The 21,932-nt window shown below is 57.4% G+C and carries 18 protein-coding genes; 4 read left to right on the plus strand and 14 right to left on the minus strand.

Going from position 1 to position 21,932, the window contains the following annotated elements:
- Positions 1–118: 118 nt before the first annotated feature.
- The 5 genes from AAIE02_RS16820 to lsrK all read right to left on the minus strand — a co-directional run bounded on the left by AAIE02_RS16820 (position 119) and on the right by lsrK (position 6,364).
- Positions 119–1,309, minus strand: a complete 1,191-nt coding sequence (locus AAIE02_RS16820) for a cytochrome c biogenesis protein DipZ (protein WP_498532916.1) — start codon at positions 1,307–1,309, stop codon at positions 119–121.
- A gap of 128 nt (positions 1,310–1,437) precedes the next feature.
- On the minus strand, positions 1,438–2,739 hold the full coding sequence (locus AAIE02_RS16825) for a sensor histidine kinase (protein ID WP_498532917.1): 1,302 nt from the start codon (positions 2,737–2,739) through the stop codon (positions 1,438–1,440).
- On the minus strand, positions 2,736–3,476 hold the full coding sequence (locus AAIE02_RS16830) for a response regulator (protein ID WP_008460492.1): 741 nt from the start codon (positions 3,474–3,476) through the stop codon (positions 2,736–2,738). Before AAIE02_RS16830 ends, AAIE02_RS16825 begins: the two co-directional genes overlap by 4 nt.
- Before the next feature lie 80 nt (positions 3,477–3,556).
- Positions 3,557–4,540, minus strand: a complete 984-nt coding sequence (locus AAIE02_RS16835) for an alpha/beta fold hydrolase (protein WP_498532918.1) — start codon at positions 4,538–4,540, stop codon at positions 3,557–3,559.
- Positions 4,541–4,783: 243 nt separating this feature from the next.
- Positions 4,784–6,364: an autoinducer-2 kinase gene (gene lsrK / locus AAIE02_RS16840; protein WP_498532919.1), complete on the minus strand. Its 1,581-nt coding sequence runs from the start codon at positions 6,362–6,364 to the stop codon at positions 4,784–4,786.
- Positions 6,365–6,533: 169 nt separating this feature from the next.
- On the opposite strand from lsrK, the gene lsrF reads away from it, so the two are divergent.
- Both lsrF and lsrG read left to right on the plus strand, forming a co-directional pair.
- Positions 6,534–7,424, plus strand: coding sequence for a 3-hydroxy-5-phosphonooxypentane-2,4-dione thiolase (gene lsrF / locus AAIE02_RS16845; RefSeq protein WP_498532920.1), 891 nt, complete (start codon positions 6,534–6,536; stop codon positions 7,422–7,424).
- Entirely contained in the window at positions 7,421–7,711 is a 291-nt protein-coding gene (lsrG, locus tag AAIE02_RS16850; RefSeq protein WP_008460496.1) for a (4S)-4-hydroxy-5-phosphonooxypentane-2,3-dione isomerase, read from the plus strand. Before lsrF ends, lsrG begins: the two co-directional genes overlap by 4 nt.
- A 105-nt stretch (positions 7,712–7,816) precedes the next feature.
- Here lsrG and ygjG read toward each other — a convergent pair whose 3' ends face one another.
- Positions 7,817–9,214: a putrescine aminotransferase gene (gene ygjG / locus AAIE02_RS16855; protein ID WP_205246436.1), complete on the minus strand. Its 1,398-nt coding sequence runs from the start codon at positions 9,212–9,214 to the stop codon at positions 7,817–7,819.
- A gap of 475 nt (positions 9,215–9,689) precedes the next feature.
- On the opposite strand from ygjG, the gene AAIE02_RS16860 reads away from it, so the two are divergent.
- Entirely contained in the window at positions 9,690–10,610 is a 921-nt protein-coding gene (locus AAIE02_RS16860) for a diguanylate cyclase (protein ID WP_498532921.1), read from the plus strand.
- Between the two features lie 4 nt (positions 10,611–10,614).
- Here AAIE02_RS16860 and AAIE02_RS16865 read toward each other — a convergent pair whose 3' ends face one another.
- The 6 genes from AAIE02_RS16865 to proP all read right to left on the minus strand — a co-directional run bounded on the left by AAIE02_RS16865 (position 10,615) and on the right by proP (position 17,651).
- Complete coding sequence (locus AAIE02_RS16865) at positions 10,615–11,337, minus strand: ATP-binding cassette domain-containing protein (protein ID WP_166993386.1); 723 nt, start codon at positions 11,335–11,337, stop codon at positions 10,615–10,617.
- A complete protein-coding gene (locus AAIE02_RS16870) occupies positions 11,324–12,157 on the minus strand; it encodes an ABC transporter ATP-binding protein (RefSeq protein WP_336983495.1) in 834 nt (277 codons plus the stop codon). Before AAIE02_RS16870 ends, AAIE02_RS16865 begins: the two co-directional genes overlap by 14 nt.
- A complete protein-coding gene (locus AAIE02_RS16875) occupies positions 12,150–12,983 on the minus strand; it encodes an ABC transporter permease (RefSeq protein WP_498532922.1) in 834 nt (277 codons plus the stop codon). The genes AAIE02_RS16870 and AAIE02_RS16875 overlap by 8 nt, the downstream gene beginning before the upstream one ends.
- Positions 12,983–14,026, minus strand: coding sequence for an ABC transporter permease (locus AAIE02_RS16880; protein WP_498532923.1), 1,044 nt, complete (start codon positions 14,024–14,026; stop codon positions 12,983–12,985). Before AAIE02_RS16880 ends, AAIE02_RS16875 begins: the two co-directional genes overlap by 1 nt.
- 85 nt (positions 14,027–14,111) lie before the next feature.
- Positions 14,112–15,680, minus strand: a complete 1,569-nt coding sequence (locus AAIE02_RS16885) for an ABC transporter substrate-binding protein (RefSeq protein ID WP_498532924.1) — start codon at positions 15,678–15,680, stop codon at positions 14,112–14,114.
- 465 nt (positions 15,681–16,145) lie between these two features.
- On the minus strand, positions 16,146–17,651 hold the full coding sequence (gene proP / locus AAIE02_RS16890; RefSeq protein WP_008460508.1) for a glycine betaine/L-proline transporter ProP: 1,506 nt from the start codon (positions 17,649–17,651) through the stop codon (positions 16,146–16,148).
- Positions 17,652–17,955: 304 nt separating this feature from the next.
- Between proP and AAIE02_RS16895 the strand changes: the two genes are divergently transcribed.
- On the plus strand, positions 17,956–19,476 hold the full coding sequence (locus AAIE02_RS16895; RefSeq protein ID WP_166993392.1) for a methyl-accepting chemotaxis protein: 1,521 nt from the start codon (positions 17,956–17,958) through the stop codon (positions 19,474–19,476).
- A 14-nt stretch (positions 19,477–19,490) separates the two neighbouring features.
- Here the strand turns inward: AAIE02_RS16895 and AAIE02_RS16900 are convergent, their stop codons facing one another.
- On the minus strand, positions 19,491–20,198 hold the full coding sequence (locus AAIE02_RS16900; protein ID WP_008460511.1) for a response regulator: 708 nt from the start codon (positions 20,196–20,198) through the stop codon (positions 19,491–19,493).
- A gap of 11 nt (positions 20,199–20,209) precedes the next feature.
- The gene (locus tag AAIE02_RS16905) at positions 20,210–21,826 is read right to left on the minus strand and encodes an ATP-binding protein (RefSeq protein ID WP_008460512.1); all 1,617 of its coding nucleotides are present in this window, start codon (positions 21,824–21,826) and stop codon (positions 20,210–20,212) included.
- Between the last annotated feature and the right edge of the window lie 106 nt (positions 21,827–21,932).

A 21,932-nucleotide genomic window follows, 5' to 3' on the forward strand; every position in this document is an offset into this window, starting at 1 on the left:
TGTAACATTATTGTTATGTGGTCGGATGAGTTCTAATTTAGCCGTCGCAGGGCAAAAGGGAAAAGGGGAGTGCGGCGAATGTGATGAGAGTCATATTCCCGCCTCCCCGAAAGCAAAATCAGGCGCGAGCCTCCTTCAGCAGCTTCTGAATAACCTGCTCCTGCTGCTCGTAATTCCCCTCGCCGAAAGAGACATTGCGCAGTTGTCCGCGAGCGTCGAAGTAATAATGCGCTGGCCAGTACTGGTTTCCGAAGGCATTCCAGATCTGGTAGTTATTGTCGGTGACGACCGGGTACGGCAGCTGCCACTTGGCTACTGCCTTTTTCACCGAATCCAGATCTTTCTCCCACGGGTACTCCGGCGTATGCACGCCAATCACCACCAGGCCCTGATCTTTATACTTGTTGGCCCATTCCCGGACGTGCGGCAGCGCGTGCTGGCAGTTAATGCAATCGAAGGTCCAAAAATCGATCAGCACGACTTTGCCTTTCAGCGCCTCTGGCGTCAGCGGCGGGCTATTGATCCATGCGGTTCCCCCGGAAAGCGGCGGCATTGCACTGGTGGGCGCGGGATCCACAATAGGCTGCAGCTTAGGCGCTGGCGTGGTGGTGGGGGAGAAGGCCAGCAGGCGCTGCTCCAGCTTCGCGCCGAAACCGTTGGCGTTTTGCAGCACCGCCGTGGTGCCGGAGGCGATAAACGCCACCGTGGCAAGCATAGCCACGCCAGCCGCGCGACGAAGCTGGGCCATCAGTGCCATTTTTTCACGCAGGCGAGCCAGCAGCCGGTGACCGCAGAACCACAGCAGCGCCAGCATCAGCGCGCAGCCGCTGCCGTAGGCCGCCAGCAGCAGGCCGGTGGTGACAGCCGAAGAGCCGGACAAGCCGAGGCCGAGAATGGCCCCCAAAATCGGCCCCGCGCAGGGCGACCAAAGCAGCCCCACCGCCAGTCCGGCCAGAAAAGCCGACAGCGTGCCGCGAGTGCGGTAGCTTTGGTTGTTGATGGCATTCCCCACCTGCACCGCCGGGCGCATCAGCCGTTCGGCAAGCGCGGGGAAGATGAGCGTGAGCGCGGCAAGCGCCAGCATCCCCAGCGCTACCCAGCGGCCAGCCAGCGTGGCGCGCACGATCCACTCTCCGGCAGCGCCGACCAGCAAAGCTACGGCGGTGAACATGGCCACCATGCCGGCAAGCAGGGCGATGATTTGGCTATTTTTGCCGCGAAATGCAGCGAAAAGCAAAGGAATAACGGGCAGCGTACAGGGGCTTAATAAACTGAGCATACCGCCAAGAAAGGCAATCAGAACGGGCATAACACACCTCACGGTTACAGGATGATTTCGGGGTATTTAACCCGCCTGATGTGTTCGTGATGTGTGGGAAAACCGTCCTGATTGTCAGTTTGTTTGTCGGCGACTCGGCGGCATACAGAGCGATACAATCAGGCTACAGGCAGCGTGATGCAGGCCTGCAAACCGCCCTGTGGCCGGTTAGTCAGCGTTAATTTCCCCCCTAACTGGCCGACAAGCTGGGCGGCTATCGCCAGCCCAAGCCCGGTGCCGCCGGTGTCGCGATTTCTGGAACTTTCCACGCGGTAAAAAGGCTGCAACACGGCGTCCAGCTCCTCCTCGGGGATCCCCGGCCCGTTATCGCACACTGCCAGCGTGACCTGGCTGGCTCCCGCCGTCAGGCTGACTTCAGCGGCGGTGCCGAACTTCAGCGCATTATCCAGCAGGTTGGTCAGAATACGGCGCAGCGCCTGGGGGCGGGTCGAAAGCTGGAGTGACACTTCCGGCGCGGCAAACGTCACGGCTTTGCCAACGTCCTGATAATCGCAGGCAATGCTGTCCACAAACGCCCTCAACTCAATCCGCTGGGGAGCCTCTTCCAGACTTTCCGACGACCTTGCATAAGCGATGCCCTCGCGGACGAGATGCGTCATGTTGTCCAGATCCTGCATTAGTTTGTCGCGCAGTTCCGGCTCGTCGCTCATTTCCAGGCGCAGCTTCATGCGGGTAATCGGCGTCTGTAAGTCATGCGAAATGGAGGCCAGAATTTGCGTGCGTTCTTTCAGGTGCCCCTGGATTCTGGCCTGCATCGCGTTAAACGCTTTGGCCGCGTGTTCCACTTCCAGCGGGCCGCTTTCCTGCATGTCCACGGGGCTTGAGCTGGCGGGTTCCAGCGCTTCAACGGCGCGGGTAAAACGGGTAAACGGCAACACCACCTGGCGCACGGCAAACCACGCGCAAAGCGCCAGCAGGACAAGCTGGATGGCAATCACCACCGGCAGCCAGGTTTCAATCGGCGGCATACGCGGCGTAAGGTCGATGGTCAGCGGCGAGCCGTCGGCCAGCGTCAAATGCGCCTGAATATGGGAGCGCATACCGGGAATGGAGGTGAAATCGAGCTGATAATGCTCGCCCAGCGCCTCGTTCAGAGATGCAATAGCGTCTTTAGAACGTTCGTCGGTGGGTGGTTTGCCCGGTGTCCCTGGCCCAAGAATGTAGTGGTAATTTTCCCGGGCGAGCCGGTCCAGCCAGGCCGGTCGCTCATTGGGCGGCAGCTTGTCGAGGATCGCGACGCTGGTGGCAACGTTGTTTTGCAGGTTATCCAGCATCACGCTGCGGGCGCTGTTCATTCTCTCGAGCGTGGTTAGCGCCAGGGTCAGGCCGTTAGCCAGAAACAGGCCGACGAGAATGATGAGAAACAGCCGGGAAAGCAGAGTTCGGGGCCAAAGCCTCATTCTCGCGCCTCGACGATCGTCACGGGAACGGAAAGCACATAGCCTTCGCTACGCACGGTTTTGATGTAGGCCGGGGTGCGGGCATCCTCATTTAAGCGCTGGCGGACGCGGCTGACCAGTAAATCGATCGAGCGCTCGAATAGCTCTGCATCGCGGCCTTGAGTCAGGTTCAGCAGCTGATCGCGCGTCAAAACGCGCTGCGGGTGATCCAAAAACACGCGCAGCAGGCGATATTCCGCCCCGCTCAGGGCAACGATCGTGCCTTGTAAATCAATCAGATGCCGGGCCGAAGTATCAAGCTGCCACTCGCCAAAAGCGATGATCCTGCCCGCTTCGGTCACCTGCAAATTGGGGGGTAACGCGCGGAAGCGACGAAGGATCGCCTTGATCCGCGCCAGCAGTTCTCGGGCGACAAAAGGTTTTACCACGTAGTCGTCCGCGCCCATTTCGAGGCCGAGGATCCGGTCGCTGTCTTCGTTTCTGGCGGTCAGCATTAAAATAGGCAGATCTTTGTGCTTATCGCTGCGCAGCTGGCGGCAGAGCGTCAGCCCGTCGTCGCCGGGCATCATCACGTCCAGCACCACTAAATCGACGTGCTGCTTATCCAGAACGGAACGCATCTCCTTGCCGTTGGCCGCGCCGCTGGCCCGGTAGCCGGATTTTTCCAGATAGCTGACGATTAGCTCGCGAATATCGCGGTCGTCGTCCACCACGAGAATATGATCGATATGTTCCACCTGGGGCTCCCGGCGCTAAAAGTGAAGGCTAAAACTAGCATAGCCGCCCGGCAGTGAACGGCTATGTTTTTCTTTTTTTACTACAACTTACCGGCATCTACCACTGCCTTCACAAACGCCTCTGGCGCTTCTTGCGGTGGGTTATGGCCGATGTTTCCACTGAAGGTTCGGTGTTCATATTTGCCGGTAAATTTCGCCGCATAGGCCGCCGGTGCAGGATGTGGTGCGCCGTTGTTGTCGCCTTCAATGGTGATGGTTGGCACGGTGATATTCGGCAGCGCAGCCAGTTTTTTCTCATCAGCCGCGTACTTCTGCTCGCCGTTTTCCAGCCCCTGGCGCCAGCGATAGTTGCTCAGGGTAATCGCAACGTGGTCCGGGTTATCCAGTGATTTGGCGCTGGTGTTAAAGGTCTCATCGCTGAACTTCCAGCCCGGCGAAGCCTGCTGCCAGATCAGTCTGGCGAAGTCATGGGTGTTTTTCTCATATCCTGCCGCGCCGCGTGGAGTCGCGAAATAGAACTGATACCACCATTGCAGCTCGGCCTGCGGCGGCAGCGGTTTTTTCCCTGCTTCCTGGCTACTAATCAGATAGCCGCTGACCGACACCAGCGCTTTCACCCGTTCAGGGTGCAGCGCCGCTACGATATCCGCCGTGCGTGCGCCCCAGTCGTAGCCAGCGAAAATGGCCTGTTTGATATGCAACGCATCCATTAGCGCAACGGTATCCTGAGCCAGCGCCGCCGGTTCACCATTACGAGGAGTGGAAGGGGAAAGGAACTGGGTGCTGCCGAAGCCGCGCAGATTTGGCACGATAACCCGGTAGCCCTGCTTTGCCAGCTCAGGCGCTACCGTATCAAAGCTGTTGATGTCGTAGGGCCAGCCGTGCAGCAGAATTACCGGTTGCCCGTCTTTCGGGCCGAGATCGACATAGCCGACGTTCAGCACGCCCGCGTTAATCTGTTTTATTTGTCCGGCATCAAAGCCCGCGGCTTCCGCCTGGCAGGCGAAGACGACCGAGAGAGAAAGAGGGGCAATCAGCGCAGACAGGGTCAGTTTGTTGAACATGATGTTTTCTCCAAAGCCATTAGAAAATGTTCGGTTATCACATCACGAGATTGTAGGTGGTGTGTTTTTTAAACCGCTCTTTTTGCATGGCGGCGTATCTGGCGGGGTCGTGGATACAGTGTGATACAAAGTGTTTTTACCCTCACCCTAGCCCTCTCCCTGGAAGGGAGAGGGGATAAAAAATCACTCACTTAACTAATTCCCCCTCTCCCCTCTGGGGAGAGGGCCGGGGTGAGGGGAAAATTATCCTGCCACTCTCGGTACAAGCCCCGGCGCCTGCCACATCGACGTCGTCAGGCCGCTGTCCACCAACGTTAACTGGTCGGCATACACTTTTTGCCATTTGCGCTTCATCTCGTCGTAAAGCTTGCGGTGCGCCGGATTTGGCGTGAACTCTCGCTGCCACTGCACCAGACGCTCACCTGTACTGGCTAGCGAATCAAAAAGCCCGGCGCCTACGCCAGCGGCAATCGCGCAGCCCAGCGCCGTGGCCTCTTTGACCACCGGCACGCGCACCGGCAGGCCGGTGACATCGCTCAGGATCTGGCTCCACAGCGCGCCTTTTGAACCCCCTCCGGCGAAGACGAGCGAGTCGAACCTCACGCCAGAAAAGCCGGAAATCTGCTCCAGATTACAGGCGGAGACAATCGCCGCGTTCTCCTCTAAGGCGCGGAATAGCGTCGCTTTGTTGCACTTCTCAGGGTCGATGGAAAGGTTAATGAACGACGGTGCGGCGTGGTACCACTGCTTGAAATGCATGGCATCAGAGAAAATGGGCATCACCCCGTGGGAGCCCGCAGGTACCCGGCCCGCCATCTCTTCCATTAGCGCATAGGTATCTACGCCGAGTCGCTCGGCCAGCAGCTTTTCTTCCGCGCAGAAGGCGTCCCGGAACCAGCGCATCGTCAGGCCGGTGAAGAAGCTAATGGACTCCGCCTGCACCATGTTGTGGATGACGTGCGGGTTAATGCGGATGTTCATGTCGGGGTCGGTTTTGATGGCCGGCAGGTTCACCACCTGCTGCCAGAATGTGCCGCCCAGCACCGCCGTCTGCCCAGGCCGGACAATGCCCAGCCCCAGGCAGCCAAGCTGGACGTCGCCGCCGCCCATCACCACCGGCGTGCCTTTTAGCAACCCGCTTTCTTCAGCCGCCTGTGGGGTTATGCCGCCCAGCACGGTGCCGGTTTCTTTGACCGGGGAAAGTATGTCGGCGCGCAGCCCGGCCATATCCAGCAGGGCAGGCCGCCAGTCGCGGGTCGATAGATCCAACATCCCGGTTGTACCGGCGTTAGAGGGGTCAACCGCCAGCTCACCGGAGAGTTTGGCCGCCAGCCAGTCGCTGATCATGGTGATGGTGGCGGCTTTGCGGTAGATATCCGGGCGATGGTGTGCCAGCCAAAGCAGGCGGGGCATGGCGCTCAGCGCCAGCGTCTGGCCTGAAACCTGGTACACCTCGGATTCAAACTGGAAGTCGTGGATCTCTTTCAGCTCGCTGACTTCGCGGCTGGCGCGAGCATCCACGTTTGCGCAGGCCCAGATTGGCTCGCCGTGGCGATCGTACAGCACAATCCCTTCCCGCATAGAGCAACAGGCAACGGCACTTATCGCCGAAGAGGAGAGGTTAGCGTTGTGCAGGGCCTCGCGGATGCAGCGGCAGGCCAGCTGCCAGTTAACGGCGAGATCGAACTCCATCGATCCCGGCACATCTGTCACGCTCAAGTGCTTCCATTCGGCCTGGCCAACGGCTATTTGCTGGCCAGAAGTATCGAAGATCACGGCGCGGATACTGCCCGTTCCGGCGTCCAGTGCAAGTAGATAACTCATTCACAGACCTCTTCCGTCGCTCGTTCAATAAATAAACTCTTATCTATCGCGGGCGATTTGACCGATCTATTTGGATATTTTGTGATCGCTGCACGGTTGCGATGGGCGATCCCTGACTAAGTTTTTGAACACTATCTCTTATTCACTGATGGATCCGGGAGAGAACTTGATGGCAGATCTGGATGATATTAAATATGGAAAAGACTTCGGTATTGGCCAGCCGCAGGAGAACCGGGCGTTTTACCTGAAGGGAAGCGGGGCGCTGGACTGGGGCATGCAGTCGCGGCTGGCGAGGATTTTTAACCCCAGCACCGGGCGCACCGTGATGTTGGCTTTCGATCACGGCTATTTTCAGGGGCCGACAACCGGCCTGGAGCGTATTGACCTCTCTATTGCGCCGCTGTTCCCTGAAACCGACGTGCTGATGTGTACCCGCGGCATTCTGCGCAGCGTGGTCCCGCCTGCCACCAACAAACCTGTTGTGCTGCGCGCCTCCGGCGGCAATTCGATCCTCAGCGAACTCTCGCGCGAAAGCGTCGCCGTGACGATGGAGGATGCATTACGCCTCAACGCCTGCGCGGTGGCCGCGCAAATTTATATCGGCAGCGAGTATGAGCATCAGTCGATCAACAACATCATCAAGCTGGTGGACGAGGGAACGCGCTACGGCATTCCTACGCTGGCGGTTACCGGCGTGGGCAAAGAAATGGCCCGTGACGCGCGTTACTTCTCGCTGTCTAGCCGCATTGCCGCCGAGCTTGGGGCGCAGTTTGTAAAAACCTACTTCGTTGAGGAAGGTTTTGAGAAAGTCGCCGCCAGCTGCCCAGTGCCGATCGTTATCGCCGGAGGTAAAAAACTGCCCGAGCAGGAGGCGCTGGAGATGTGCTTTAAGGCGATAGACCAGGGCGCATCCGGTGTGGATATGGGGCGCAACATCTTCCAGTCTGAAGCACCCCTGGCGATGCTGCAGGCGGTGAAGAAGGTGGTGCACGAGAAAGCATCTGCCCGCGAGGCCTATCAGTTCTGGCTTGAAGCGAAGCATCAGGGAGGTAAGGCATGAACGTCACGCTGGTGGAGATCAACATTAAGCCAGAGCGGGTCGACGAGTTTCTGGACGTGTTTCGGGCGAATCACGAAGGCGCCATCAAAGAGCCCGGTAATTTACGCTTTGATGTGCTGCAGGACCCGGAGGTTTCAACGCGATTTTATATCTACGAGGCCTATCAGGATGAGGCCGCGGTGCTGGCGCACAAGAAGACCCCGCACTATCTCGCCTGCGTTGAGAAGCTGGATGAGATGATGTCTGAGCCGCGTAAGAAGCAGAGTTTTATTGGGCTGCTGCCGTAGGGAATGCCCCTCACCCTGGCCCTCTCCCCATGGGGGAGAGGGAATAAAACAAAGGAAGTGGGTAGTATAGGAAAAACTCCCTCTCCCTGTTGGGGTGAGGGTCACTCAGCTTTCCTGCGCCTCTGCCGTCTCATCCTGCGTCACTCTCAGCCTGTAAAGCGCGCGCTTCGCGCACTCAAGCACATGCTCGCACTGCTCAATGGTCAGCGTTAGCGGCGGTTCGACCCGAATGGTTTTGGCATTATTCAGCGTCCCGGCCACCAGCACCTGCTGGCGGAACATCTGGCTGGCAAACTCGTAGCCGATGTCGTTGTCGCGGAACTCAATCGCCATTAACAGCCCCTGGCCTCGTGCCTCAACAACCAGATCGGGGAACTCACGGGCCAGCGCCCGGAAGCCATCCAGCAACAGTTGCCCTTTCTGAGCCGCCTGAGCAGGCAGATTCTCTTCCAGCAGGTAGTGAATAGTCGCCAGCGCCGCAGCGCAGGCCAGCGGGTTGCCACCAAACGTGGTGGTGTGCAGGAACGGGTTATCAAACAGCACGGAAAACACCTCTTCTGTCGCAACCGTTGCACCAATCGGCATCACGCCGCCGCCCAACGCTTTGGCAAGGCAGAGAATGTCCGGCTGCACGTTTTCGTGTTCGCAGGCAAACATCCTGCCGGTGCGGCCCATCCCGGTTTGCACTTCATCCAGAATCAGCAGCACGCCGTACTCGTCGCAAAGTTGACGCACCGCAGGCAAATAGCCTGGCGGCGGCAGAATCACCCCGCCTTCGCCCTGGATGGGCTCCAGGATCAGCGCGGCTACATCATCACCGGTTTTACGACATTCGCTGAACTGCGTGCGTAATGCCTCGATATTGCCAAAGGGCACGTGGCGGAATCCCGGCAGCAGCGGCATAAATGGTTTGCGGAAAGTGGATTTCGCCGTGGCCGAAAGTGCGCCCAGAGACTTGCCGTGGAACGCGCCGCTGGTAGCAATAAAGGTAAATTTCCCTCGTGGCGACTGGTACGCTTTGGCCAGTTTTATTGCGGCTTCCACGGACTCAGTACCGCTGTTGCTAAAGAAGCTGTATTTGAGTTTACCCGGAGTCAGTGTGGCAAGCGTTTTAGCGAGCATCGCCCTCAGAGGGTCGAGCAATTCCTGGCTGTGCAGGGGCTGCTTTTCAAGCTGATGCTGGACGGCGGAAACAACGACTGGATTACGGTGCCCCACGTTAAAGATGCCGAACCCACCCAGGCAATCGATATACTCTTTGCCCTGGGTGTCGACAAGCGTATTCAGGCTGCTCGCTTGCCACTCTACGGCTCCGTAATCCCCGCCGGCGGTAACGGACTTGCGGTACTCAAGAAAACCCGGATTAACGTGCTGCTGGAAGCTATCAACCACCTCCCGGTTTAGCGCCTTCATCTCCTCATGGCTAAGTGACTTCTTTTCAATAATGTTCAGTGCGTGCGCCGTACAGGCAAGGGCCGAGGCGCTGGAAGGTAACCTGTTCAAAATGTGCTCCTGGGTGTGGCGTATCACGCGATACACAAAATAAGTATTGCAGGGATTGCGCCAGGTAGCGCGCCGTAGGTGAAATCGGGATAAACGCCCGCAGGAGTACATCTGTGCAATAATTAATCACAATAGATGACATTTTGCATGTTTTAATGCTGAGGGCCGATTGAGTGAGCATGACCTTGCTGAGAAGAGATTCGCACCATTTTGGGGCGACATGTTTCCGTATGGCTCAAAAAGGAAAATAAAGATCGGGCTTATTATTGTTTAACATTTCTTAATGGTTAATAGATGCTTATTTATTCTGAAATACCGTATAAAAATAAATGTCCTTATTCGTAAAGTTTTTAATATGGATTGGCCGTTTAGGATTTGTTTAAGTTATGATTCGGCGTGAAAATTAACCCGCGATATTCGTTATCATCAGGTGGTGGATATTAACTTGACCCGTTAAACACAAGGTGTGCATAGCGTGACTATCAATATAAAGGACATCGACAGCTCTTTATCAGAGCTAAATATTGCCATCCGCGATCATTATAACTGGGCAAATAAGTGCCTGCGCCTCAGCCTGCTGGGCGGTGAACCCGATAAAGAAATCAACGATCTGCATTCCCATCAGCATTGTCGTTTCAGCCGCTGGCTGGGGCAGCGTTTGCAGGGGGGGAGTCTGGACCGGGAGTTGATTCTGCTGATTGATAAGCACCACACCGATATGCACGCTGCCGCCCGGGTACTCATGTTATCTATTATCGGCAAACAGGTTAGTGAAGAATTGCTGAATCATTACAATGAAGCGCAGCAAAATTTTATTTCCAGTATCGACCAGTATAAAGAATACCTTTTTTCCTACCGCAATTTGTACGACGCGTTAACCGGCCTGCCGCTACGCCATTTAATGTATCAGGAATTTCCGCTGATACGCTCTCGCTGCGAGCGTGCGGAGCGCAACCTTTATTTGCTGATCATGGATATTGACCGTTTTAAAACGATCAATGACACCTGGGGACACAACGCCGGAGATGATGTGTTGCGCAGCGTCGCATCCATTCTTAAAGGGGCTACGCGTAACGAAGAGCGCATTTATCGCTTTGGCGGCGAGGAGTTTATTATGCTGCTGGAAGCGACCAGTCGTGAGCAGGCAGAGCGGGCCGGGCAGCGCATTTGCCAGCACTTAGCCAGCCAGCCCATCAGCGTGGATGACCAGGCAATCAGCGTGGATGACCAGGCAATCCGCGTGACGGTAACCGGGGGGCTAACCCTCGTCAGTGCGAATGACTCCCTGCACAGCGCCATTGGTCGGGCAGACAAAGCCATGTATTACGGCAAAAACACGGGCCGCAATCGCTGTATTCTGGCTTTGTCTGACGAAGAAATGGTCACGCTGGAATAATACGTTACGCGTTCGCCATCCTGTGTTCCCCGTTTACCAGCGCAGCACGATCGAAGGTGCGCTCAATCACCCCGTTGGCCATAAACGCCGCCCGGTCGGACATATGCGCAATCACGTCGGCATCGTGGCTGACCAGCAGATAGGTCATGCCGTGCTGCTGCTTCAGACGATTGAGCAGGTTGAGGATCTCCGCCTGGACCGACATATCCAGCGCGGAAGTGGGTTCGTCGAGCAGCAGAATTTTGGGGCGAAGCAGCAGCGCACGGGCAATCGCCACGCGCTGGCGCTGGCCGCCGGAAAGCTGGTGCGGGTAGCGTTTTGCCGCCTCGGACGGCAGGCCGACCTGCTCTAATGCTTCCGCCACTCGGGCTTCAATCTCGCTTTCACCATGGATTTTCAGCGGCTCGGCCAGCGTGCGCCAAATCGTGTGGTTGGGGTGCAGCGAGGCATACGGATCCTGAAACACCATCTGCACTTCGCGACGCAGCGCGCCCTGGAAGCGTTTCCCTGCCGCAATGCGGTTGCCCATCAGCTCCACAACTCCCTTCCAGTCACGCTGTAGCCCGGCCAGCACGCGCAGGATGGTAGATTTCCCGCAGCCGGAAGCGCCAATCAGGCTAAATGTCTCGCCCTGTTCAAGAGAGAAACTGGCTCCGGCGACGGCGGTTTTGATCCCGCCTTTGGCGGCGAACTGCACGCTTAGATTATCAACCTTAACGATCGCCATAGGTTTCTCCTGGCTGGAATTCGATGCGGTTCAGCGTCGGTAGCATCTGCCCGTAGGTGTCGGCATTTGGACGGCATGTCCAGAGCGTGCGCGTGTAAGGATGCGTGGCCTGCGGCAGCTCGCTTGCCGCCATTTCATCAACTTTTTGGCCCTGGTACATCACCAGCACACGGTGGCAGTGTTCCGCTACCAGCGGCAGATCGTGGCTGATCAACAGCAGCGCCATTTGCCGCTGTTCGCACTGGGCTACCAGCAGCTCAAGGATTTGGTTGCGCAGGCGGGCGTCGAGCGCCGACGTAGGTTCGTCCGCGATCAGCACTTTGGGATTATTGGCGAGCGCAATGGCGATCATCACGCGCTGGCCCATGCCGCCTGACAGTTCGCCGGGGTAACGCATCAGAACCGCATCCGGCAAACCAACGGATTGCACCAGTTCGCGGCAGCGATCGCGGCGTTCGGCAGTGGACAGCTTCTGGTGCAATCGTAGCGCTTCGTCAATTTGCTGCTGCACGCTTTTGACCGGGTTCAGCGCATAGCGCGGGTCCTGCAGCACCATGGCGATGTCACTGCCGCGCAGCTGGTTCCAGCGCCGGGCATTCATGTCGAGCAGGTCGTGCCCCATCACGCTGAGCTGCTCTGCACTCACTTTGCCTGGTTTACGCACCAGCCCCATCAGCGCGCGAGCCGTCATGGATTTGCCTGAGCCGGATTCGCCGACCAGCGCCAGGCGTTCATTGCCCAGCGTGAAGGAGAGGTTGCTGACTACCCGGCTGCCGGGATAGTCGATATTCAGCCCGGAAACGGTAATTCTGTTAGTCATGTTGCGGCTCCAGCACGTCGCGCAGGCCATCGCCCAGCAGGTTAAACGCCAGGCTGCTCAGCAGAATGGCGGTGCCCGGAATGGCGGCAATCCACCATTGGTCGAAAATGACCTGCATTCCGTCGGCAATCATCGCGCCCCATTCGGACATCGGCGGGCGGGCGCCTAAGCCGAGGAAACCCAGACCGGCGGCGGCAAGAATAATCCCGGCCAGATCCAGCGCCAGGCGCACAATGGCGGAAGGCAGACACAGCGGCAGAATATGGCCGACCAGCAGCCTCAAGCCTTTGATGCCCATCATTTCTGCGGCCGCAAGATAATCGCTATGGCGCAGGCGCTGTATTTCACTTCTTGCCTGGCGGGCATAGGCGGGCCAGGTGGTCAACGCCAGCGCCAGCGCGCCGTTAACCAGCCCTGGGCCGAGCATTGCCACAAAGGCAAAGGCCAAAATCAGGCGGGGCATCGACATGACTACATCGGTAAAGCGCATCAAGATACGCTCCAGCCAGCCACCGTAATAGCCGGACAGAATGCCAATCAGCAGCCCAACCGGCAGGGTAATAATGGTCACCAGCAGCACCAGGCCCAGCGCCGGGCGAGTGCCGTAGAGCAGGCGAGAAAGCAGGTCGCGGCCATAGCTGTCGGTGCCCAGCAGATGTTGGGCGTTGGGCGCCTGCAGGCGCGCGGCGGCATCCTGCCAGTTGGGATCGAACGGAGCCAGCCACGGCGCAAACAGCGCGATAAGCACCAGCCCGGTAATGATAATCAGCCCGCTAAGGGCCGCCGGGGAGCGCAGCATGCGTCGCAGAAAAAGAGAAGACGGCATCAGCGGATCCTCGGGTCGGTGGCGCGCACCAGTATGTCGGTCAGGTTATTGATCAGCACAAATGACACGCCGATCAGCAGCGTGCCGCCCATGATGGCGGTGGTATCCCCGGCAAACAGCGCGGTGGTGAGATAGCGGCCAATACCCGGCCAGGAGAAGACGGTTTCCGTCAGCACCGCACCTTCGAGCATGCTGGTGTAAGCCAGAGCGATCACGGTGAACAGCGTGCCGCGAATGTTGGGCAACACATGGCGCACCAGAATCGCCATGTCGCCTGCGCCCTTCGCGCGGGCGAGCGTAATGTACTCTTTGTTCATTTCGCTCAGGCAGGCCGTGCGGGTCAGGCGGGTGATGCTGGCGAGAGAATAATAGGCCAGCAGCAATACCGGCAGAATCAGGTGGTTAATGGCGTTGAGAAACGCGCCTTTATCACCGGAAAGCCAGGTATCGATCAGCACGAAGCCGGTTTTGGCCTCGACGCTGTACTGGTAAATATCGTCGAGCCGCCCAGGCCCGGCGCTCCACTGCAGACGAGCATAGAAGAGCGCCAGCATCAGCAGACCCAGCCAGAAAATAGGCACGGAGTTGCCCAGCAGGGTAAAAGTGCGCACCACGAGATCCAGCGGTGAACCGGCGAACCGGGCGCAAAGCACACCAAAAAGTACGCCAAGTACGCTGCCGACGATAAGCGCCAGGGTGGCGAGTTCCAGGGTGGCGGGGAACGCTGAAAGCAAATCATGCAGCACCGGCTGGCCGGTTGAGCTGGCTGTGCCTAAATCGCCGTGGGCGAGATTGACCAGATAATGCCAGAACTGCACGGGCAGCGACTGGTCCAGCCCCAACTGGTGGCGAACCTGATCGTAAGTGGACTGGCTGGCGTGGTCGCCGACGATTTGCAGCACTCTGTCCACCGGGGACAGCGCAGACAACGCGAAGGTAATCAGCAGCAGGCCAATCAGGGTCAGAGCAAGGGTAAATATTCCCTGAAGCAGGGTGAGCAGCGGACGCCGCAGGCGCTGCGACGAAGGCGAGACTTCGGACATGGGTAACTCTTTTATGCGCTAATGGTGATTAACCCCCCGACCGGCCTCTTTCACGACGGAAAGGGCGGGGCGAGGGGCCGTTCAGTTATTTCGTGACGTTATCGTAATACACCATATCCGCATTCAGGCCCTGCTGGTAGCCTTTGATGTTATCTCGCACCACAACCTGAGTTTTACCCTGGTCAATAAACACGTACGGGGAGCTACGCTGCAGCTCTTCCTGCAGTTTGGTATAGAGATCTTTGCGCTTGGCCGGATCGGCCTCTGCTACGGCAGCCAGCGTTTGTTTATTCAGCTCCGGGATCTGCCAACCGTTCAGCCCGGCCACGGTGCTGGCTTTGCCGTCGTTATAGGCGAAGGCGCTGGCGTTGGAGTGAGCGTCGAAGTAATCCGGGATCCACAGGCGAATGGCGGCCTGGTGCTGTTTCGCGCGTACGCGGGCATACACCTGGCTACCGGCGGCTGGCAGCAGATCAACCTTCACGCCGCCCTGGGCAAAGCTTGCCTGCATGGACTGAGCGATGGTGATAAACGGCGGTTTGTTTTCCACATCCAGCGAGAAATGTGCGTCTTTGATGCCCGCTTTTGCCAGAATTTCTTTCGCTTTCGCCGGGTCAAATTTGAACGGGGTATTTTCCAGCGCGCCCGCGAAGCCGACCGGCAGGAAGCTTTGGTGAACGAAGTACTGGCCTTTCAGCAGATCTTTAGTAATGCCCTGGTAATCCACCAGGTAGCGAGCCGCTTCCCACAGCGCCGGGTTTTTCAACAGCGGGTTGGCGTTGTTGCCGACGTTAAACACTAAATAGTTCTGCTCGGCTGAAGGAATGCTCAGCACCTTCACGCCCGGCTTGCCTTCCAGCGCGCTGGTCTGGTCAGACCCCAAATCACGGGCGATATCGGCGTCACCCTGCTGAATCAGCAGGCGGCGAGCGGCCGAATCGGGCACGTTTTTAATAATAATGTTCTTCACTTTTGGCGCATCGCCCGGAGAAGTCGGGTTGGCATCCAGCACGATAGCCTGATGTGGCTGATAAACGCGCATTTTGAACGGGCCGCTGCCGGCAGAGTGCATTTTCAGCCATTCGTTGCCGAAGTCACCGGCTTTCACGTTTGGCTCAACCGCTTTTTCATCCACGATAGAGGCGATAGGCGTGGAAAGAATATTCAGCGCAACCGCCGGGCTGACGTCCGCGGTCCAGTGCACTTCCAGCGTGTGGTCATCCACTTTCTTCAACTGGCTGGCAATGTTGTCAGGCTGCCAGCCCAGTACGTTCAGGATAAAGGCCGGGGATTTGTTCAGCGTGACCGCGCGGGTGTAGGAGAAGATCACGTCTTCCGGGCGCAGCGGGTTGCCGGAGGCAAATTTAGCGTCTGGGCGCAGCTTGATGGTCAGTTTCTTATTGGCCGCATCGCCTTGCCAGCTGGCCGCCAGAATCGGCACGACTTTGGCCGGGTCCGTGCGGTCTGCCTGCACCAGGCGCTGATAAAGGCTCGGCACGGTCTGAATACTTGAGAGTTCGTTGGCTTCAGCCGGATCAAGGCTGACAATGTCATCCAGCCCTTGAGCTACCACCAGGGTATCCGGCGGCGTGGCAGCGTGGGAAGCCGCAGACAGCGCAGCCAGTAGCAGTAATGGCAGAACTTTTTTTTGCATGTGTGTACCCTGTAATTGTGTTTTTTATCGACTTTTCTCTGTGTATTTACGTTAGGTGAGTTATCTCAATTCACAAAGTCAAAATTGCGCTTTGCATATAAATATACGATATATCCAATGCGATAAAGTGCTGAGAACCTGACGGCCACTTGCTGTAAGGGAGTGTCAATATCGACGATGATAAAGGTTCGGTTAAGCTTCCGTTCACCGTACCTGTTTTCTCCCTCGCCCCTTTGGGGAGAAGGCCGGGGTGAGGGGCGTGGCGTAATGCCACCTGAGACATTCACATGTCCGGTAGCGGAAGATAAAACTGAACGGACCCCGATCCGCCCCAGCACAATCGCTTGTGTTTGTGACGAAGAGGCGAAACAGAAAAAAGGCCAAAAAAAGCCCCCACGCGCTGGTGAGGGCTTCTCTATTCATCCCCTATCCCGCAAGGGGAGAGGGGCAGGGTGAGGGGAAAAACTACTCGTTAATCCTCGGATGCTGATCCACCAGCAGAGCACGCTTCGCCTGCAGTGTTTCGATTTCCTTATCCAGGTCCTCAATTTTCTGCTCGATATTGTCGTGATGCTCCTGCACGATTTCACGCGCTTCGGCAATATCAGACGCCGCAGGCGTCGCGCCTTTCAGCGGCTTATTGGCGGTCTCTTTCATGGTGATCGCGGTAATCAAGCCGATAATCGCCACCACCATCAGGTAGTAAGCCGGCATCATCAGATTTTGCGTACTTTCGACCAGCCATGCGGCAAGCGTTGGTGTCAGGCCGGCAATCAGCACCGAAATGTTAAAGGCGCTCGCCAGGGCGCTATAGCGGATGTGGGTCGGGAACATCGCCGGTAAGGTCGAGGCCATCACCCCAATAAAGAAGTTCAGCACCACCGCCAGCACCAGCAATCCGGCAAAAATCAGCCCAATGGCTCCGCTGTTAATCAGCATAAAGGCCGGGATAGCGAACGCGAACAGGCCAATACTGCCGAGGAAGACGAACGGGCGACGACCAAAACGGTCGCTCAGCAGGCCGATCATCGGCTGAACGAACAGCATCCCCACCATAATGGCGATGATGATCAGCACCCCGTGCTCTTCCGAGTAATGCAGGTTATGGGACAGGTAGCTCGGCATGTAGGTCAGCAGCATGTAATAGGTCACGTTGGTTGAAATCACCAGACCAATACAGACCAGCAGACTGCGCCAGTGCTTAGTAGCAATCTCTTTGAACGAGACTTTTGGCCCTTCGGCCAGGCCTTCACGATCGCCTTGCTCCATTTTCTCAACGTGCTGCTGGAATGCCGGGGTCTCTTCCAGCGCATGGCGCAGATAAAGCCCGATAATACCTAACGGCAACGCGAGGAAGAACGGAATACGCCACCCCCAGTCGAGGAAGTTTTCTTCGCCAACGATAGCGGTAATCAGCACAACCACGCCCGCGCCGCAGACGAACCCGGCTATCGAACCGAAGTCCAGCCAGCTGCCCATAAAGCCGCGTTTACGGTCGGGAGAGTATTCGGCTACAAAAATAGACGCGCCGGTATATTCCCCGCCGACCGAGAAGCCCTGGGCCATTTTTGCCAACAGCAGCAGGATAGGTGCCCAGATGCCGATAGTGGCGTAAGACGGGATAAGCCCGATGGCAAACGTACTGAGCGACATGATGACAATGGTGATAGCCAGGATTTTCTGACGACCGTATTTATCCCCTAGCATCCCGAAGAACAGTCCACCTAGCGGGCGAATCAGGAAAGGAACAGAGAAGGTCCCCAGGGCGGCAATCATCTGCACGCTAGGGCTGGCGTCCGGGAAGAAGACTTTACCCAGAGCGTAAGCAACAAAACCGTAAACACCGAAATCAAACCATTCCATCGCGTTGCCCAGTGAAGCGGCAGTGATGGCTTTTTTCAGACGCGCATCGTCAATGATAGTGACGTCACTGACCTTGATCGGTCTGACTTTCTTTTTCCTTTTTAACATTCTTTATCCTCGTGTTTTCCTTGCGGGGGTAAAAATTCCCTCTGTAAGTGTAGTGCGCCGCGCAATAAGCGCTGGCGAAAACTGCAGCACTCAGATGAGGCGGCAATAAAGCGAAGTGAAAAGTAATAACCTATTAAAACTATGTGAAATGCAACGCTTAAACTAGTCTCATAAATTATGTGGCTAATACTTAGAACTGTGATCAATATCAAATTTTTTAACTAAAGTAAAATTTCGCTACGCCGAAATAACATGCATACCACCAAAGAATTAACATCTGGATAACCTCTCAAAGGGAGTTGCTATGTCCGCCCATGTGCCGGTCACCCAGCGTGAATACACGCTTGATGACGATACGACCCTGATGTCCACCACCGATCTGAAAAGTTACATTACGCACGCGAACGATACCTTCGTGCAGGTCAGTGGCTACTCGCTACATGAGCTAAGCGGCGCCGCGCACAACCTCGTGCGACATCCCGATATGCCCAAAGCGGCCTTTGCCGATATGTGGTTCACCCTGCAGCAGGGCGAGCCGTGGACGGGCATCGTGAAAAACCGCCGTAAAAACGGTGACCATTACTGGGTACGTGCCAATGCGGTGCCGGTGGTGCGTCACGGCAAAACCACAGGCTATATGTCTATTCGCACCAAAGCCTCGCCGGAAGAGATTGCCGCTGCGGAGCCGCTCTACAAGGCGCTGAACGAAGGCCGCAGCAACAAGACCGTCTATAAAGGCCTGGTGCTGCGTAAAGGGCTGTTCGGCAAGCTGCCGACTATGTCTCTGCGCTGGCGTATTCGCGGGTTAATGAGCGGTTTGTTTGTTCTGCTCATGGCCTCGGCGTTTGCCCTCGGGCAAAGCCCGCTGCAGATGTTAGCTATTGCGGCATTTACCGCCTTAGCTTGTGTATTACTGGAATGGCAAATTGCCCGTCCGCTGGAAAACGTGGCTCGCCAGGCGCTGGAAGTGGCCACCGGCAACAGCCACCGCGTGAAGCATCTTCAGCGCAGCGATGAAATCGGGGTGATCCTGCGCTCCATCGGCCAGCTTGGGCTGATGTGCCGCTGGCTTATCAACGACGTCAGCAGCCAGGTCGCGAACGTGCGCAGCGGCAGCGAGGCGATGGCCAAAGGGAATGACGATCTGAATGAACGTACCCGCCAGACGGTGGTTAACGTGCAGCAAACGGTGGCGACCATGAACCAGATGGCGGCGTCGGTGCAGACCAACTCGGAAACCGCCTCGGCGGCAGACAAACTTTCCAGCTCCGCCAGCGACGCGGCGGCGCAGGGCGGGCAGGCGATGGAAACCGTGGTCACCACCATGGACGACATTGCCGACAGCACCCAGCGCATCGGCTCCATCACCAGCCTGATTAACGACATCGCCTTCCAGACCAATATCCTGGCGCTTAACGCGGCGGTAGAGGCGGCTCGAGCAGGTGAGCAGGGCAAAGGGTTTGCCGTGGTGGCCGGGGAAGTGCGTAACCTGGCGCAGCGTAGCGCCAGTGCGGCCAACGATATCCGCAAGCTGATTGACGCCAGCGCCAGCAAGGTGCAGTCCGGCACGGTGCAGGTGCATGAGGCGGGGCGCACCATGCAGGATATTGTAGCTCAGGTGCAGAACGTCACTCAGCTTCTCGGGCAGATAAGCCACGCCACGTCAGAGCAGGCGGATGGCCTGGCGGACATTACCCGCGCGGTGGCAGAGCTGAACGCGATAACGCAGAAAAACGCTGCGCTGGTGGAAGAGAGCGCGCAGGTCTCGGCGATGGTGAAGCACCGCGCTACTCGCCTCCAGGATGCGGTCACGGTTCTGGGTTAAGGTGTTTCCGGCGGTTAGCCAGCGCTATCCGGCTGGCTCCGCTTATACAGGCGGCGAGGGTGACCAATCTTGCCGTACAGCATTTCGACGCTGAGAAAGCCTTTTTCCACGCAGTGTTCCAGGTAGCGGCGGGCGGTGGTTTTGCTGAGTTTGGTTTCGCTGACCACGTCGTCTACCGAGAAACAGCGCTGAGCTTCGGCTTCGCGAAACAGGCGCTGGACCAGCTCCAGCGTGTTCTCCTCGATACCTTTGCTGCCCGCATCCAGCGGGGCGTTGCGCGCCTGCAGCTCATAAAGCTTATCGACGTTCTGCTGATCCACCACTTTCCATTCGCGCTGCTGCTGGCTGAACTGCACGAAGCGCTCCAGTGAGTGGCTCAGGCGCTTCCACGAGACCGGCTTGAGGATGTAGTCAAACGCGCCGCTGCGAATCGCCTGGCTGCAGGTGTCCATATCGCTGGCGGCGGTAATGAAGATCACCGAGCAGGCGTGCTGTTTTAAAAGGTCGCTGCCAAACAGCGTGATGCCTTTCCCGTCCGGCAGATAGTTATCCAGCAGGATAAGCTGCGGCTGCTTTTCCAGCATCAGGCGCTGGGCGGCCGCCAGGCTGTTGGCTATTCCCACCAGGTGCAGGTGGGGATGCTTATCAATCAGCTCCGCGTGAAGTTCGGCCAGTTCGCTCTCATCCTCCACGATAAGCACGTTAATCATTTCATTTTGCATACTCAAAAGCCTTACGTTGGGCTGAGGTCGCTCCCCGGAACGACAACATCTGGAATAAATACTGAGAACACGGTGCCGCTCGGCAGGTTATCGGAAACCTCCACCGTGCCCTTCGCCAGCGCGACGTAGCTGGCGATCAGGTGCAGGCCGAGCCCGTGGTCGCCGTGGGTTTTGGTGGTGACGCCCGGCGTGAAAATATGGTCACGCAGTTCAGGCGCAATGCCGACGCCGTGGTCGGCCACCTCGATGACCAGCTCCCGGTCGTTTATCACGATATAGACTTCCACCGGCTGGTGCTCGCCTTCGGCGCGCTGGGTGGCCTCGATGGCGTTATCCAGCAGGTTACCAATAATCGAAATCAGCTCGGATTCCGGCACGTTGCTCGGCATTCTCGTCATGCTGCAGGCCGGATCGAACGCCAGCGACACGCCTTTCTCACGCGCTCTGGCGTATTTGCCCAACAGCAGGCCGCACAGCGTGGCGGAACAGAAGCGTGCGGAGACAAAATCCAGCACTTCCTGGGCGTGCTCGGACTGCGCTTTGATATAGCGTTTGGCGTCATCGTAGCGAGCCATGTGCAGCAGCCCGGCGAGCGTTGCCATGCGGTTAAGCTGCTCGTGCCGCATGATGCGTAGGTTGTCCACGTAGCGTTTCACCTGGCTGAGCTGGAAGCTCAGGCTATCAATATCTTTGCGGTCGCGGAAGGTGATCACCCAGCCCTGCAGCACGCCCTCAAGCTCGATACGAACCCGGCTGGCAAGCACGCTGAGATCGTTAAAGGCGCAGATTTCATCGTGGGTATCTCGCGCCAGCATGACTTCAGGATCGAAGAACGTCACCGGCTGGATCACCTCGGCAATCTGCTTGCCGCGGATCTCGCGTGAAGGCTGTTCCAGGCCCAGCAGTTTCTTCGCCGCCTTGTTGATCACCTCGATCTGCGAGCGGCTGTCGATGGCGATCACGCCTTCGTAGATCGACTCCATCATCGCTTTTTGCTGGCGCACCAGCAGGCTGATCTGCCGCGGCTCCAGCGAGAACATCTGCCTTTTGATACTGCGGGTGAAGTACCAGGAAAAGATAAACAGCGCCAGCAGCAAAATGATCGCCGCCAGCAGGATGTTGATCACCTTGCCGGACGTGACGTCATCGAGGTAGCTCTTCAGGTAGCCCACCGACACAATGCCAATCACCTTGCCGTGCTGGTCGAAGATTGGGGCTTTGCTGCGCAGCGACAGGCCGAGGCCGCCTTTGCGCAGCGTGGTGATGCTTTTGCCCTGCAGCACTTCCTCATTATCGCCGCCGACCAGCGTTTTGCCCACGCGGTCGGCATGCACGGAATGATAGAGATGAATGCCGTGCTCGTCGCCGATGACGATAAAGCTGGCATCGCTATGCACGACCAGCTTTTGCATAAAGTTGTGTATTGCCGGAATATCTTTTTTTTCCACCGACTCCTGCAGGGTAGGAATTAAGGCAATCTCTTCCGCCTGAATTCTCGCCCGGGTGCTCATTTCCTGATAAAGCTGGCGGCCAACGTCGAAATAGTAATAGGTTCCGAGCATGGCAAAGAGCACGGAAAAAAAGGCAACCAGGTAGATAAACAAGCGTATCTGAAAGGAAACTTTCATAGGCCAGGCGTGTATTCAGTGAGGCAAAATGGCAGCTTAACACCGATGCCCCGCTGGCTGCGCGGCTTTGAACGAAAGTTTGAACAACCTCACGCAACGGCACTTT

The organism is Cedecea sp. Ae19-4 (assembly GCF_059801165.1).

Coding starts and splice junctions, on each gene's coding strand:
- AAIE02_RS16820 (WP_498532916.1), bottom strand. CDS start 1,309: ATGCCCGTTCTGATTGCCTTTCTTGGCGGTATGCTCAGTTTATTAAGC.
- AAIE02_RS16825 (WP_498532917.1), bottom strand. CDS start 2,739: ATGAGGCTTTGGCCCCGAACTCTGCTTTCCCGGCTGTTTCTCATCATT.
- AAIE02_RS16835 (WP_498532918.1), bottom strand. CDS start 4,540: ATGTTCAACAAACTGACCCTGTCTGCGCTGATTGCCCCTCTTTCTCTC.
- lsrK (WP_498532919.1), bottom strand. CDS start 6,364: ATGAGTTATCTACTTGCACTGGACGCCGGAACGGGCAGTATCCGCGCC.
- lsrF (WP_498532920.1), top strand. CDS start 6,534: ATGGCAGATCTGGATGATATTAAATATGGAAAAGACTTCGGTATTGGC.
- lsrG (WP_008460496.1), top strand. CDS start 7,421: ATGAACGTCACGCTGGTGGAGATCAACATTAAGCCAGAGCGGGTCGAC.
- AAIE02_RS16865 (WP_166993386.1), bottom strand. CDS start 11,337: ATGGCGATCGTTAAGGTTGATAATCTAAGCGTGCAGTTCGCCGCCAAA.
- AAIE02_RS16870 (WP_336983495.1), bottom strand. CDS start 12,157: ATGACTAACAGAATTACCGTTTCCGGGCTGAATATCGACTATCCCGGC.
- AAIE02_RS16875 (WP_498532922.1), bottom strand. CDS start 12,983: ATGCCGTCTTCTCTTTTTCTGCGACGCATGCTGCGCTCCCCGGCGGCC.
- AAIE02_RS16880 (WP_498532923.1), bottom strand. CDS start 14,026: ATGTCCGAAGTCTCGCCTTCGTCGCAGCGCCTGCGGCGTCCGCTGCTC.
- AAIE02_RS16885 (WP_498532924.1), bottom strand. CDS start 15,680: ATGCAAAAAAAAGTTCTGCCATTACTGCTACTGGCTGCGCTGTCTGCG.
- proP (WP_008460508.1), bottom strand. CDS start 17,651: ATGTTAAAAAGGAAAAAGAAAGTCAGACCGATCAAGGTCAGTGACGTC.
- AAIE02_RS16895 (WP_166993392.1), top strand. CDS start 17,956: ATGTCCGCCCATGTGCCGGTCACCCAGCGTGAATACACGCTTGATGAC.
- AAIE02_RS16900 (WP_008460511.1), bottom strand. CDS start 20,198: ATGCAAAATGAAATGATTAACGTGCTTATCGTGGAGGATGAGAGCGAA.
- AAIE02_RS16905 (WP_008460512.1), bottom strand. CDS start 21,826: ATGAAAGTTTCCTTTCAGATACGCTTGTTTATCTACCTGGTTGCCTTT.